At 59.0% G+C, this 13,946-nt stretch carries 14 protein-coding genes; all 14 read left to right on the plus strand.

The genetic code is table 11. The features are described from left to right. Positions 1-166: 166 nt before the first annotated feature. The 14 genes from N2601_RS01190 to fliQ all read left to right on the plus strand — a co-directional run bounded on the left by N2601_RS01190 (position 167) and on the right by fliQ (position 13,739). Complete coding sequence (locus tag N2601_RS01190) at positions 167-1,141, plus strand: flagellin N-terminal helical domain-containing protein (RefSeq protein ID WP_104822010.1); 975 nt, start codon at positions 167-169, stop codon at positions 1,139-1,141. A 248-nt stretch (positions 1,142-1,389) separates the two neighbouring features. Continuing rightward, positions 1,390-2,028, plus strand: coding sequence for a hypothetical protein (locus N2601_RS01195; protein ID WP_104822011.1), 639 nt, complete (start codon positions 1,390-1,392; stop codon positions 2,026-2,028). Continuing rightward, positions 2,025-3,527: a MotB family protein gene (locus tag N2601_RS01200; protein ID WP_104822012.1), complete on the plus strand. Its 1,503-nt coding sequence runs from the start codon at positions 2,025-2,027 to the stop codon at positions 3,525-3,527. Before N2601_RS01195 ends, N2601_RS01200 begins: the two co-directional genes overlap by 4 nt. Positions 3,528-3,530: 3 nt before the next feature. Beyond that, the gene (gene motC, locus N2601_RS01205) at positions 3,531-4,835 is read left to right on the plus strand and encodes a chemotaxis protein MotC (protein ID WP_104822013.1); all 1,305 of its coding nucleotides are present in this window, start codon (positions 3,531-3,533) and stop codon (positions 4,833-4,835) included. A gap of 2 nt (positions 4,836-4,837) precedes the next feature. Continuing rightward, positions 4,838-6,505, plus strand: coding sequence for a flagellar hook-length control protein FliK (fliK, locus tag N2601_RS01210; protein WP_104822014.1), 1,668 nt, complete (start codon positions 4,838-4,840; stop codon positions 6,503-6,505). After that, complete coding sequence (locus N2601_RS01215; RefSeq protein ID WP_245463924.1) at positions 6,414-7,040, plus strand: transglycosylase SLT domain-containing protein; 627 nt, start codon at positions 6,414-6,416, stop codon at positions 7,038-7,040. Before fliK ends, N2601_RS01215 begins: the two co-directional genes overlap by 92 nt. Before the next feature lie 280 nt (positions 7,041-7,320). Beyond that, on the plus strand, positions 7,321-7,992 hold the full coding sequence (gene rem, locus N2601_RS01220) for a transcriptional activator Rem (protein ID WP_104822015.1): 672 nt from the start codon (positions 7,321-7,323) through the stop codon (positions 7,990-7,992). Positions 7,993-8,279: 287 nt separating this feature from the next. Next, the gene (locus tag N2601_RS01225) at positions 8,280-9,560 is read left to right on the plus strand and encodes a flagellar hook protein FlgE (RefSeq protein WP_104822016.1); all 1,281 of its coding nucleotides are present in this window, start codon (positions 8,280-8,282) and stop codon (positions 9,558-9,560) included. 27 nt (positions 9,561-9,587) lie between these two features. Beyond that, a complete protein-coding gene (flgK, locus tag N2601_RS01230) occupies positions 9,588-11,063 on the plus strand; it encodes a flagellar hook-associated protein FlgK (RefSeq protein WP_104822017.1) in 1,476 nt (491 codons plus the stop codon). 3 nt (positions 11,064-11,066) lie between these two features. Further along, positions 11,067-12,125, plus strand: coding sequence for a flagellar hook-associated family protein (locus N2601_RS01235; RefSeq protein ID WP_104822018.1), 1,059 nt, complete (start codon positions 11,067-11,069; stop codon positions 12,123-12,125). Positions 12,126-12,162: 37 nt separating this feature from the next. Next, entirely contained in the window at positions 12,163-12,510 is a 348-nt protein-coding gene (gene flaF, locus N2601_RS01240) for a flagellar biosynthesis regulator FlaF (protein WP_104822019.1), read from the plus strand. Continuing rightward, entirely contained in the window at positions 12,507-12,956 is a 450-nt protein-coding gene (flbT, locus tag N2601_RS01245; RefSeq protein ID WP_104822020.1) for a flagellar biosynthesis repressor FlbT, read from the plus strand. Before flaF ends, flbT begins: the two co-directional genes overlap by 4 nt. Next, positions 12,947-13,444: a flagellar hook assembly protein FlgD gene (flgD, locus tag N2601_RS01250; protein WP_104822021.1), complete on the plus strand. Its 498-nt coding sequence runs from the start codon at positions 12,947-12,949 to the stop codon at positions 13,442-13,444. The genes flbT and flgD overlap by 10 nt, the downstream gene beginning before the upstream one ends. Before the next feature lie 28 nt (positions 13,445-13,472). Beyond that, on the plus strand, positions 13,473-13,739 hold the full coding sequence (fliQ, locus tag N2601_RS01255; protein WP_104822022.1) for a flagellar biosynthesis protein FliQ: 267 nt from the start codon (positions 13,473-13,475) through the stop codon (positions 13,737-13,739). Positions 13,740-13,946: the final 207 nt, after the last annotated feature.

Below are 13,946 nucleotides of genomic sequence, written 5' to 3' on the forward strand. Positions count from 1 at the left end.
GTATCTGCGCAGAGCCCCGGTGTTCGATCAATTTCGTCGGAACCGATTTGAGGGCTTGATCTAGCGACGAGCCGCGTTGGGATCATTCCCGCTGGCGGGCATGAGGCCGTTCGTTGCTGCCGGACCCGTCCGGCCTGCCGTTTCCAATAGAATTACGGATCTCCCGATGAGCAGTGTAACGACGAACCCCGCCTCTTTGGCCGCGCTGACGGTATTGCGCGGCGTCAACAAAGATCTTGGTGTCGTGCAACAACAGGTTTCATCCGGCCTGCGCGTCGAGAACGCGGGTGACGATCCGACCTATTGGTCGATGTCGAAGACGATGCAGTCGGACCAGAGCAGTCTTTCCACCATTACCGACGCGCTCGGCCTCGGGGCCTCGAAGGTCGATACCGCCTCCACCGCCATGGATTCGGTCGTCGATCTCGTGACCCAGATCCAGGCCAAACTGGTTTCGGCCAAGGAGCCAGGCACCGACAAGAGCGCGGTCAATGCGGATATTGAGCAGCTCAAGAACCAACTGCAGTCGGTCACGCAATCCGCGTCCTTTTCCGGTGAGAACTGGCTCTACAACACCGATGCGCAGCCCGATACCGAGCAATCCGTCATCAGCAATTTTACGCGTGGCACGAGCGGTCAAGTCAATCTGGTGACGATCGATTACGATAGTTCGCAGACCCTGATGATCGACACGGCCGATGCCAGCCGCGGACTGCTGACGAAGAATATCGATGCCAGCACGTTCGACAGCAGTGGAACGTCGACGGAGCGTAACTATTATCTCCTGGCTGCGGATTCCGGTACGCCGCCTGACGACGGCACCGAAATTTCCATTTCCGACAGCACGACGGACGATGAAATCACTGACATGATCAATGTGACGAACTCGATCCTGAAGTCGGTTACTTCAGCCGATTCGACGCTGGGCGTGATGAAATCGCGTATCGACGATCAGACTGATTACATTTCCAACCTCAGCGATGCCGTCAAGACCAGCGTCGGTAACCTTGTCGATACCAACATGGAAGAGGCATCGGCGCGCCAAAGCGCGCTGCAGACGGCGCAGCAGATGGGCATTCAGGCGCTGTCCATCGCCAACACCATGGCGAGCAAGGTGTTGATCCTGTTGCAGGCAAAGTGAATTTCATGTCGTGCGGCAAGGAGGGTTGCTCCTGCCGCATTCATCCTCGCACAAGTTTGACCCCCTACGGTCCATCGCAATGGCATGGCTGCGCTATTTCCGGTGACGTTCGGCGTCACGCCCGGAAAGCGTGGTCGCAGGACGGAAACCGGAAGCGTGATGATCGACGTTTTGAGCATGGGAATTCAAGGGACCTGTCGGGAAATCAGCTCGCGGTCTTCTGCGGATGAAAACGGGAGGATGTCAGCATGAGCCCGACGCTATCCCGCTACCTCAAGGATTTCAGCGCCGAGCCGCCTCCGCCTCCGTCCGCCGGCATACCGGATATGCCGTTCGAAGAGACTTTGGACTTTCCAGAAACTCCGGTGGTGGTGCCGATCGATATCGAGGCGGAACGCCGCGAAGCCTATGCAGAGGGGCACGAAGCCGCAACGCAGGAATTGACGCAAAAGCATCAGGCCGAGCTGGAGACTATCGCCGAAACACACCGAGGCGAGATGGATGCCTTGCGTGCCCGATATGAGGAGCGCGCGGCGGAGAAGATCGTCAACGGATTGAAAAAAGTCGCCACGATGCTCGGACAGGCGATCAGCGCGGAAGCTGCCGTCGCACTTGCGCCGATCATGACGGAAGCGCTGACGGCCAGGGCCGTCGCCGATCTCGCCGAACGGGTGACGGCAGCCATTCTCGATGGCGCGGCAGGTCCCATTACGGTCAGTGGCCCCCGTCATCTCTTCGAGGCCCTGCATGCCAGTATCGGCCAAAACGGCGTCTTGTTGCGCCACGTCGAGGCTCGCGATGTCGATCTCACCGTAACGATCGGGGAGAGCGTGCTCGTAACCCGCATGTCTGCCTGGGCCGCTAGCCTGAAAGAGATTCTGAAATGAGCGACGGCGATCAAAATCAGGGCAAACACGAGATCATCATCGTCAAGCGGCATGGCGGCGGTGACCATGAAGGCGGCCATGGCGGCGCATGGAAGATCGCCTATGCCGACTTCATGACGGCGATGATGGCCTTCTTTCTGGTGATGTGGCTGGTGAACGCCGCAAACGAAGAGACGAAGGCCTCCGTCGCCTCCTATTTCAATCCGATCAAGCTCGCCGACGAAAAGCCAACCGAGAAGGGGCTGAAGAAACCCGTCGACAAGGCGGACGGGCAAAAGAACCAGGCGAAGTCGAAGAACAAGGAAGACAATCCGAACGACGGCAAGTCCGCCAAGACCGGCGAGGACCAGACCTCGACATCGGGCGATCAAACGAATTATTCCGAAGCGGATTTCTTTGAAAATCCCTATTCGGTCCTTGCCGAGATCGCTCAGCAGGTCGGTCAGCAGGCCAATGTCAGCGCCAAGGGTGAGGGGGGTGCTGCCCAGTCGGGTCCCGCCACCGGTGCGGATGGCGGCCAGGCCTATCGCGATCCCTTCGATCCGGATTTCTGGACCAAGCAGGTTCAAGTCTCCAGCGCCTCGAAGAAGGCGAACGAAGAACAGGACGCAAAATCCGACAAATCGCCGAAGGGCGAAGTCATTGCCCTTTCCAAGGCGACCGCCGCCGATACCGGTCAGCCGGCCACCCAGCCGCAGAATCCGGAGGACCAGCCGACCCTGAGCGATCCGCAGGCGTCGACGGATCAGCAGATCAAGGACCAGCAGAACAAGCAGGCTGCAAAGCAGACGCCGAACCAGCAGACCGCAAGCGCCGCTGCCGCCGAGCAAAGCGATGTTTCGACATCCGAAGACAATACGGCGGCGGCGCAGAACAAGGACGTCGCGCCGACGAAAGATCAGCAGCAGGACGCCAAGGACCTGCAGGACGCGATCCAGAAGCAGATCGGCGGCGTTGCCGGTCAGCTCGCTGAAGGTCTTCAGGTCATGCCGGCAGAGGGTGGTCTCCTCGTGACGATTTCCGATCAGACCAATGACCCGATGTTCAACATCGGCTCGGCCGTTCCGCGCCAGGAGATGGTGCTGGCGATGGCAAAGATCGGCAAGATCCTTGGGGATCGGAAAGGGTCTATCCTGATCCGCGGCCATACCGACGGGCGTCCCTATATGGTCGATGGCCACAACGACAATTGGCGCCTGTCGCTCGACCGCGCCCAGAGCGCCTACTACATGCTCATCAATGGCGGGCTGGACGAGAAGCGGATTGCGCAGGTTTCGGGCTTTGCCGACCGCCGGCTGAAGCTGCCTGACGATCCCTTCAACGACGCCAACCGCCGCATCGAGATCCTGATCCAGGGCGCTTCAAGCCAGGCCGCCAAGAACCAGACCGACGGCAGCAATCAGGATCCGGTCAAGCCGGTTCCGGTCAAGCCGAGCCAAGGCAAGCAAAATCAGGGTAAACAGGGCCAGGGCAAGCCGAGCCAAGGCAAACAGGGATAGTCCATGGCGCGCATTCAGCATCGTCATCGCGTCGCGCTTGCTCTGACCCTCGGCATGGTCATGCCGGGGATCGCTGGTGCGGAGGGTCCGGACAGCCTGCCGCCCTACAAGATGCTGCGTTCGCTCGAATTCATTCAGGACTCCGTGGTGGCAGGCGATAGTTCGGCCGGCGAGATGCAGCGTTTCATGCTCTCGACCATCGACGAGCGCCTGCGTACCGCCGATAAGTCCGCTTTCGACGACAGCCGCAATGTCGATGCCGCGCTGATCTACGCGATGAGCGGCGGCAATCCCGCGACGCTGGAATATCTGATGTCGCGCGACCTCAACGGCAATTTCGACAATCGCGTCGCCGACGTCTTGAGGAAATATCTGAACGGCAAAGGGCTGCTGGTGGTCAACACGCTCGCCGATATTGCCAGGGAATATCGCGACAAGAAGATCGGCCCCTATCTTTCGCTCGTTGCCGCCAACGTCATGTCCGCCAAAAACCCGAAGGCGGCGCTGAAGTTTTATGACTGGGCGCGCCTGACGTCGCCAGGCACTATCGTCGAGGAATCGGCGCTGCGCCGCTCCCTTGCGCTGTGCGCCGACACCGGGATGGTGCGGGAGGGTCTGGATTATGCGCAGCGGTATACGAGGCGCTTCCTGCACTCGCCCTATGCCAGCCAGTTCGCCAACCTCTTCGTGCAGCTCGTCGTCGATCATGACACCGACGTCAAGCAGCAGGATATTATCGATATCCTCGCGTTCATGGACCCGCCGAGGCAGCGGGAAATCTATCTGCGAATGGCGCGCCGCGCCGCGATCGCCGGCAAGGCCGATCTCGCCGCGCTCGCGTCCGGTCGCGCCCAGGCGATCTCCAACGACGGCGGCGATGCGTTCGGCGCGCTGGCGGGCTTCTATGGCGGTGTTGCCGGCGTGTCGACACCCGATTTAGGGGCGGCAGTGCGCAACATAGACCAGATGCCAGCCGGCGAATTGAACGCGCAGGATCGCGCTCTGCGCGATGCCGCCAAGGCGGTGGCGGACGAAATTCTGCGTGAGCCGGAGCCGACAAGCCTGACGCAAGTCTCACCGCCTAATCTGCCTAATCAAGAAAGTACTGAACACGATGCTGCTGTGACGAACCAACCTGGGGCCCAGTCCCCTGGCACGGCGGGTGTTGAGGAGGGAGCCCCGGCAAAGGCGGCTCACGCCCCGGATGAAGGAAGGCAGGAGGCCGACTCTTCATTTAAAGCATTCGTCACGACGAGCCGCTCGAAGCTTGACGCCATCGACGGCCTGTTGAAGCAGGAAAGTCATTGATCATGATGGATATCGGTATTGCCAGTGCCCCGCCCGGGGCCGATCTGGTTGCTGTTGCCAAAGGCGGGCGTTCGGCCAAGCAGGATGATGGTGACGGCAAAGGGTTTCTGGATGCATTGACCAGTTCGCGCGGCAACGGGCGAAGATCTGACACGGCCGCGAACGACGATACGGACACCGCTGATACGGCGACCGATATCGATACCGACGCAAATGCGAATGCGGATCCGGCGAAAACGTCGGCTGGCGATCCGACGGCAACCGCTCCGGTCGTGGATGATGGCAGCAACGCCGGAGCCGGCATGATCGATCCGTCCGTCGCCAATATTGCCGCCCTCGCTGAGCTTGCCAAAGGCTCCAAGCAGCCCGGCGGTGCCAAGTTCCCGCAAGGAGCGGACGCGGCAAATCTTTCAAAATCGCTGATGGATCTTCAGAAGTCGGCCCAGGTAGATGGCGCATCTGCCGATCAGGCTCAGGCGACTGATCCGGCCGGCAAGACGGATGCGGCCCAGGTTCTAGATCAGGCTCAGGCGCAGACCTCGGATCAGCTCGACGACATCGCGCAGCAACTGGCGGACGCGATCGCGGGCAATCAGCCGGTACAAGGCGCTGGCAATGGCGACGGCAAGACGCAAGCGCCGGGGAAGACGGGTAAGACGACGTCAGCGGATGACGACAGTAAGTCTTCGGCGACGCAAACCACCCAGACCAGCGGCGCAGCGTCGGATGCGCTATCGCTTTTGAACGTGCCGCAGGCGGCCAACGCGGTTGCGGCTGCGCCGCAGAGCGCAACGAATGTGTTTGCCGGCGCCGACACAAAGACGCAGACGGAGCCGGATCAGCCTTTGCCGAAAATTGCCGATGTGACGCTGAAAGATGCGTCGGCGGATGCCACGGATACCGGATCGGCAGTTTCTGGGACAAGCAGCGACGCCACGATCACGGCGCAGACGTTCAGGCTGGTGCGTGCCGATGGACGCGGCGGCTCGCTCGACATGTCGATCAGCAAAACCGGCAGCGACGATGCGGCGCAGGTCGACGTAAAGGCATCATCGGGCAGCAGCAATGCGGAGACCGTTACGGTGCTCGATTCCCGCCGCTACCTCGGTCTTGCGGCCAATTCTAACGCGACGCTCGTCACCGGCGCTCTCGCTGGAGATGGAGAATGGTCGAGTGCGATGCAGCCCAGCTCGGCGCTCTCCAACGCGGCGAGTTGGACGAGCACCGGCAAGGTCGTCAATACGCTCAAGATCCAACTGCATCCCAACGATCTCGGCCAGGTCACCGCCACCATGCGGCTTTCCGGCGATCAATTGAGTGTCGATCTCAAGGTGCAGACCAGCGAGGCCTATCGGCAGCTCCATGCCGATCAGAGCCACATGGTCGATGCGTTGCGCGCCCAAGGATATCAGGTCGACAATATCACCGTGACCCTGGCCTCGAACGCGGATCAACAATCGGATAGCGGCAGGCAATCCGGCTCCCAGGGACAGTCCCAGCAATCCCTATTGAATCAGGGGCAGGGTGGGGACGCACGACCAAAGGGGCAGAGCTATTCGGGGCAGCAGGCAAATGGCAATGATGGTAATCGCAGCACGGGCGAACGCGGCTTGGAAGACGGCACTGCTGGCAGTGCTCAGCGTTTACGCTCTGGCGACGTTTACCTCTGACGCCCTTGCCACCGCGAACGGCGCGCCGCCCGATAACGGCGCAGCCGGCCTGTGCGAGCGCGAAATCCAGTCGGCAGCGGCGAAATTCGGCATACCGGAAGGCATCCTCTATTCGGTCGGTTTGACGGAGACCGGACGCAAAGGCTCGCTGTATCCCTACGCCCTCAATGTCGAAGGCAAGCCGATCTTCCCGCCTTCGGAAGGCGCCGCCTTGCAGACCTTCGTTGCGGCCAAACAGAGCGGAGCGAAGCTGATCGACATCGGCTGCATGCAGATCAACCAGTATTTTCACGGCGAAAACTTCGCCTCCGTTGCCGATATGTTCGACCCCCATCGCAATGTCGAATACGCTGCCAAGTTCCTCCGCGACCTCCATGACAGGCATGAGACCTGGACGATGGCGGTAGCTAGATACCATGCCGGCCCGAACAACGACCCCGCCCAAAAGGTCTATGTTTGCCGTGTCATCGCCAATCTGGTCGCCACCGGATATGGAAAATGGACGCCGAACGCGGCGACCTTCTGTCAGAACTGAATTAACCAAAAGTTGTATTTGGCTCTTCGTAGGCGGTCGCTAACCTATTTGGCACGGTTGACAACACGAAGATGCCATGAACTACGTATATTCGTAATATACTAACTAACCAATTTTTTATCGGTGTAAAACCAAGGGTACCCACTACATCTAGTGCAAATCGGCCCCCAATTCTTAATCAATTATTAATTTCCGTCACTCATTTCCGACAGTTGTTCGTGATTCGCCCGATTCGTACCCATAGTCCATCGAAACACCACACTGATTCGGAGGCGGACGAATGATCGTAGTGGTTGATGAGCGAGAGCTCGTTAAGGATGGTTATACTTCTCTCTTTGGGCGCGAGGGCATCCCGTCAACGGGGTTCGATCCCCGGGAATTCGGCGAATGGGTCACGACCGCTGCGGACGGCGATATTGCCGCCGTCGAGGCGTTTCTGATCGGACAGGGACAGCATGTGCACGAATTGCCGCGGGCAATTCGCGACCGGTCGGTAGCTCCCGTCATCGCCGTCAGCGATCAGCCCTCGTTGGAATCGACGCTGGCGCTCTTCGACTGCGGCGTCGATGACGTTGTCCGTAAGCCGGTGCATCCGCGCGAAATCCTGGCCCGTGCGGCTGCGATCCGCCGGAGGCTGAAGGCGATCACCAGCTACACCGACATCGGCCCGATTCGCGTCTTCGCCGACGGTCGTGACCCGGAGATTAACGGCGATGTCTTCGCCCTGCCGCGGCGCGAACGTCGCATTCTGGAATATTTGATTTCCAACCGTGGCCGCCGCGTGACCAAGACGCAGATCTTCAACGCGATCTACGGCATCTTCGACGAGGAAGTCGAAGAGAACGTCGTCGAAAGCCATATTTCCAAGCTGCGCAAGAAGTTGCGCAAGAAGCTCGGTTTCGATCCCGTCGATTCCAAGCGCTTCCTTGGCTACTGCATCGATTGGAATTGATGCTTCGACCGGGACTTGGCGTAGCAACGCTGGCCCGCGTGTAATTCCCTCCCAAAATTTCTTTCAAATTCCCAGGATTATACGCGGGCCCCGAACATCGATCGCGGTGTTCGAATGCGAAGGTGCGCCAACTCTTACCTTTACTGCGACCGTCGAGCGCTCCTAATGACGCGTCGCAGCAATCTCCGAAAAGCTGCTTCATGATGACCGGCTTTTCCTCTTTTCAGACAGCTTCACGCAAGGCCCGCCCCATACTCTCAGCCTTACGAGGAAAACGAGGATTCCAGATGAGCATTTTCGGCAGCATGAAAACCGCGGTTTCAGGGATGAACGCCCAGGCAAACCGTTTGGGTACTGTTTCTGACAACATCGCCAACTCCAGCACCACCGGCTACAAAGAAGCATCGACGAGCTTTTCCTCCCTCGTCCTGCCTTCCTCGGCCGGCAGCTACAGTTCCGGCGGCGTCCAGACGTCGGTGCACCGCGCGATCTCGCAGCAGGGCAACATATCCTACACGACCTCGAGCACAGACCTCGCAATCCAAGGCAACGGCTTCTTCGTCGTCCAGAGCTCGTCCGGACAGACGTTTCTGAGCCGCTCCGGCGACTTTTCGGCGGACTCCTCGGGCAACCTCGTCAATTCCGCCGGCTTTACGCTGATGGGCTATCCCTACAGCTCCTCCGGAACGGCTTCTGTGGTCGTCAACGGCTTCAGCGGCCTGGAGCCGATCAATGTCAGCGAGAATGGCGTGACCGCCGTCGCCACGACGACTGGCGAGATGGAAGGCAACCTCGATTCCAATGCCGACATCGCGACCAGCAGCACCACCGGCTATCTGCCGTCCGAAAATACGTATCCGGTAACCGACGACACGAACAAGGTTTCGATCACCGGTTATGACAGCCAAGGCAACGCTACCACCTTCGACGTCTACTATACCAAGACCGCCGACAACACGTGGGATGTCACGGTCTACAATCAAGCAGACCTGGTTTCTGATCCGACGTCGGGCGGTGCTCTTTATAGCAGCGATCCGGTTGGCAGCACGGAGCTTGATTTTGACGATACCGGCGCTTTGACGTCAGGCGGAACGTTCGATCTCAGCTTCACCAGCGGATCGACGACGCAAACCATCGCGATGGATATGACGGGCTTCACCCAGGTCGCCACTGACTTCAACGCGACGGGTAGCATGAACGGCCAGGCTCCGAACCCGGTGACGAGCGTCACGATCAGCAAGGACGGCACGGTCAACGCAGTCTATAAGGACAGCTCCACCAAGGCCCTCTATCGTATCCCGCTCGCCACGGTGGCAAGCCCCGACAATCTGACGCTCGAGAGCGGCAACGTCTATTCGGCCAACGGTGAGTCCGGCGTTACGGTGACCGGTTTCCCGCAGACCGGCGGCTTTGGCTACATTCAGTCCGGCGCGCTGGAAGAATCCAACGTCGACCTTGCGACCGAACTGACGAACATGATCGAGGCGCAGAAAAGCTACACCGCGAACTCCAAGGTGTTCCAAGCCGGTTCCGACCTTCTGGACGTTCTGGTCAACCTGCAACGTTAATAAGTACGATAGGGTAGCGAGCCAGCCATGTCCCTCACAACAGCACTCAATAACGCGCAAGCGATATTCAACAATACCGGCACGCAGAGCAGTGTCGTATCGAACAATATCGCCAATGCCGGCAACGCGGATTACACCCGCCGCCAGGCGATGTTGACGACGGACATGAGTGGCGCGCAGGTCGTAAAGATCGCCCGCGCCGATGAGCCATCCTTGCAAAAGGCTTTCCTGGGCAGCACGTCTGACGATGCTGCTCAGCAGCGCCTGCTGAAGGGTTATGAGGATATCCAGTCCGGAACGATCGGCGGCAACGACAACGAGATCGCGCCGTCTACCTATCTTGCCGCCCTGCAAACGGCAATGCAGACCTATGCCGGTTCGCCGGCCAGCACCACCGCCGCGCAATCGGCCGTCAACGCTGCCCAGGATCTCGCAAACTCCCTGAACAACGCCACCACGGCCGTCAACGGAATTCGTACCGATGCCGACAAGGAAATCAGCTCGGATGTCGACTCGCTGAACAGCCTGCTGACGCAGTTCGAGCAGGCGAACGATGCGGTCAAGACCGCGACTGCGACCGCCGGTCCGACGTCCTCTGCGCTGTCGGATGCGACGGATCAGCGCGATGCGGTCCTGAAACAGATTTCCCAGATCGTCGGCGTCACCACGGTCACACGATCGAACGGCGACATGGCGCTCTATACCAGCGGCGGCACGACGCTGTTCGAGACGATACCGCGTCAGGTCACCTTCACGCCAACGAATTCCTATACCGATGGCACCGTCGGCAACAGTGTTTACATCGACGGCGTAGCGGTCGATCCCGGCGAGGGCGCGGACACGACGGCGCAGGGCAGCCTTCAGGCGGCGCTCCAAGTTCGTGACGACGTTGCTCCGACCTATCAGAAGCAGCTCGACGAAATCGCACGCGGCCTCGTGTCGATGTTTTCGGAGAAGAACCAGTCTGACTCCACTCAGGATGCGTTGCCAGGCCTTTTCACCTGGAGCGGCGGTACCGTGGAGACCGATACCACCGCTGTCGCCGGCATGGCCGGTACGATCGCGGTCAATCCGGCGCTGATTACCTCAGAAGGCGGCGATCCGACCCTTCTGCGCGATGGCGGCATCAACGGCTCCGACTATGTCGTCAATTCCAGCGGCGACAGCGGCTATTCCGATCTGCTCGACTCCTACGTCACCGGCATGGACACGAAGATGGACTTCGATCCCGAGGCAGGCTCCGACACGACGGCCAGCATCATGGATTACGCGTCCGATTCCATCGGCTGGCTGGAAGACCAGCGCAGCTCGGCAAATACGGCGGCGGAAAATACCTCCGCGGCGCTGTCGCGTTCATCCGAAGTCTATTCGAACGAGACCGGGGTCAATCTCGACGAAGAGCTGACGCTGATGATGGACATCGAGCAATCCTACAAGGCGGGAACGAAGATATTGAACGCCGTGAACGAGATGCTTCAATCGGTACTGGATATTGCGAGCTAAGCCATGAAACTTTCCTTCATTTCAAGCGCAGCCATTCAGAACGCTATGCGTCAGACGATCCGTCAGTCGCAAAATGAGATGACGGATGCTTCGACCGAAGCGACGACCGGCGTCTATGCGGATATCGGCGTCGCGCTGGGGAGCAATACTGCACTTAGCGTCAATCTCACGCGGGAAGTCACACGCATCGATTCCCTGCTCAGCAGCAATTCGATCGCCGATCAGCGCATGTCGTCGTCACAGACGGCTCTGAGCGACATGTCGTCTCAGTCTCAGAAGCTGATGGATCAGTTGGTGGCGCTGCGTGGCAACACCGATGGAAGCAGCGTATCGCTGACGCAGCAGACGGCGAGTGCGACGCTTTCGAGCTTCATTTCCGATGCCAATACCATGGTCAACGGCGAGTATCTCTTCGCCGGCACCAATACCGACGTGCAGCCGATGACCGACTACACCGCCGATGCGACGACCTCTATCCAGACGGCGCTGGCGCAATATGCCAGCGACAACGGCACGACCGTCGAAGATCTGACCGGCGACCAGATGACGGATTTCATCACCACTGAGGTCGAGCCGATGTTCACGTCGGACTCTGCTTCTGCGCCGGACAATTGGGCAAGCTGGTCGGCCGCTTCGGATCAGAACATGTCGAGCCGCATCAGCAACTCAGAAGTGATCGATTCCTCGACCAACGCCAATGAACCCGGCATGCGCTACCTGGCGCTCGCAACCACCGTCGTCAACTCGTTGATGGATTCGAGTTTGGGCTTGAACCAGGACGCGTTGAATGCGGTCAACGACCAGGCAACCAGCTATACGCGTCAGGCGATCGATGGAATCAACGACCAGTCGAGCCAGCTCGGTCTGTCGCAATCGCGTCTCTCAGATGCGAACACATCGCTGAACGCACAGAAGGATATCATTAACACTAATATCGGCGACCTTACCGGAGTCGACCCTTATGAGGCTTCGACCAAGGTCAACAGCCTCGAAACTCAGCTTGAGACGGCATATACTATCGTCTCCAAGATACAGCAGCTGAGCCTTGTAAATTACCTTTGATGATCAAAGGCATGTAATGACCAAGAAGGATGCATGAATGTATCAGTTCTCATATGCGGAAGTCATGCAGGATGCAGTGGCCGACGCCAAGGAGCGAGAACGTCAAGTTCTGGACCGGTCGGTAGCTCTTCTCTCTGCGGCCCGTGACAAGGGGAAGTACGGCCGCGAAGCGATCGAGGCACTGTTCTACACAAGACGTGTCTGGATCAGCTTTATCGAGGATCTAAAAAGTCCGGAGAACCAGCTTAACGTCGAACTGCGCGCCAATCTTATCTCCATCGCAATCTGGATTTTGAAGGAATGCGACCGGATCCGTAGGCGCCAGTCGGAAAATTATCAAGGCATCATCGATGTCACCACCATCATCAGGGATGGACTTAAATGAAAAGTACGCTTCGCATATCGCTTAAAGCCGGGGAAAGAATTTTTATCAACGGGGCCGTGCTGCGTGTTGACCGCAAGGTCGCCCTGGAATTCCTGAATGATGTGACCTTCTTGCTCGAGAACCACGTTCTCCAGCCGGAAGATGCGACGACACCGCTGCGCCAGCTCTATTTCATCGCGCAGATGATCCTCATCAATCCGGAAGGCAAGGAACAATCGACGGCGATGTTCCGCAAGTCGATCGTGATGCTGCTCTCCTGCTTCCGCAATGAGGAAGTGCTGGCCGAGCTGAAGCGGATCGATGGGCTCGTGGCCACCGGCCGTGCCTTCGACGCGCTCAAGGCGATCCGCGGGCTTTACCCGGTCGAAGACAACATTCTTCACAACCAGGAAATGCCGGCCGCGACGATCGAGCATATTCGCCGGGAGATCGCGCCGTGGCGGTAGATGCAGTCACCAGCACCACGTCTTCGACCAGCAGCAGTTCGAGTAACGCGGCGACAGCCTCGGCAAGCGCTACGGTGAACTACAATGACTTCTTGCAGCTCCTCATCGCGCAGATGAAGACGCAGGATCCGACCGACCCCATGGATGCCAGCGAGCAGATTTCGCAGCTCGCCAGCTTCTCCCAGGTCGAACAGCAGATCCAGACGAACTCGCACTTGGAAACAGTGCTGCAGAATCAATGGATTTCGAATGCGTCGGATTATATCGGCAAGGAGATCATGAGTGCCGACGGCACGGTCACCGGCACGATCAAGGAAGTAACCGTCTATTCGGACGGTATCATTGCCGAAACCGAAGACGGCGACAAAGTGCTTCTGCAGGCGGGCGTCACAGTCGCGCCGGCAGGCACGACGATTGATACGACGACGTCAACGAGCGATACTACGACCGATTCGTCTGACAGTACCGACTCGACCAGCAGCTCATGAGGAGCCGGCTGAACTAAGGGATGAAGATATGAATGAAGCCGATGCATTGGATATCTTCCAGGCGGCGATCTGGACGGTGCTCGTTTCCGCGGGCCCGGCAGTTCTTGCGGCCATGATCGTCGGCCTCGTCATCGCCTTGATCCAGGCGCTGACCCAGGTGCAGGAGGCCACGTTGACCTTCGTGCCGAAGATCGTCGCCGTCATGGTGACGGTCGGCATCACGGCCCCCTTCGTCGGCTCGCAGATCTCGATCTTCACCAACCTCGTCTTTTCCCGAATTCAGTCGGGATTCTAAAACATGACGCGCAAAACTGCGCAGCGGTTTTGCGATCACGACATGTGCAAGTTAAGAGCTAAAGCGCAAAGAGCTGATCCCAGAGATTGCGATGCGCTTTAGGACGGTGGCGTCGGCCAGAGGCCATTCTCGCGCAAGCTTCGCCTTTTAATGATCTGACCGAATAGGGCAAACGGGTCAGCCGTTTGCCCCCTCTCATGAAGAGAC

This window comes from Rhizobium sp. CB3060, from assembly GCF_025200735.1.
Lineage (GTDB): Bacteria > Pseudomonadota > Alphaproteobacteria > Rhizobiales > Rhizobiaceae > Rhizobium.

Excerpts from the sequence above, each read along its gene's own strand:
- N2601_RS01190 (WP_104822010.1), top strand. The coding sequence starts at position 167 with ATGAGCAGTGTAACGACGAACCCCGCCTCTTTGGCCGCGCTGACGGTA.
- N2601_RS01195 (WP_104822011.1), top strand. The coding sequence starts at position 1,390 with ATGAGCCCGACGCTATCCCGCTACCTCAAGGATTTCAGCGCCGAGCCG.
- N2601_RS01200 (WP_104822012.1), top strand. The coding sequence starts at position 2,025 with ATGAGCGACGGCGATCAAAATCAGGGCAAACACGAGATCATCATCGTC.
- motC (WP_104822013.1), top strand. The coding sequence starts at position 3,531 with ATGGCGCGCATTCAGCATCGTCATCGCGTCGCGCTTGCTCTGACCCTC.
- fliK (WP_104822014.1), top strand. The coding sequence starts at position 4,838 with ATGATGGATATCGGTATTGCCAGTGCCCCGCCCGGGGCCGATCTGGTT.
- N2601_RS01215 (WP_245463924.1), top strand. The coding sequence starts at position 6,414 with ATGATGGTAATCGCAGCACGGGCGAACGCGGCTTGGAAGACGGCACTG.
- rem (WP_104822015.1), top strand. The coding sequence starts at position 7,321 with ATGATCGTAGTGGTTGATGAGCGAGAGCTCGTTAAGGATGGTTATACT.
- N2601_RS01225 (WP_104822016.1), top strand. The coding sequence starts at position 8,280 with ATGAGCATTTTCGGCAGCATGAAAACCGCGGTTTCAGGGATGAACGCC.
- flgK (WP_104822017.1), top strand. The coding sequence starts at position 9,588 with ATGTCCCTCACAACAGCACTCAATAACGCGCAAGCGATATTCAACAAT.
- N2601_RS01235 (WP_104822018.1), top strand. The coding sequence starts at position 11,067 with ATGAAACTTTCCTTCATTTCAAGCGCAGCCATTCAGAACGCTATGCGT.
- flaF (WP_104822019.1), top strand. The coding sequence starts at position 12,163 with ATGTATCAGTTCTCATATGCGGAAGTCATGCAGGATGCAGTGGCCGAC.
- flbT (WP_104822020.1), top strand. The coding sequence starts at position 12,507 with ATGAAAAGTACGCTTCGCATATCGCTTAAAGCCGGGGAAAGAATTTTT.
- fliQ (WP_104822022.1), top strand. The coding sequence starts at position 13,473 with ATGAATGAAGCCGATGCATTGGATATCTTCCAGGCGGCGATCTGGACG.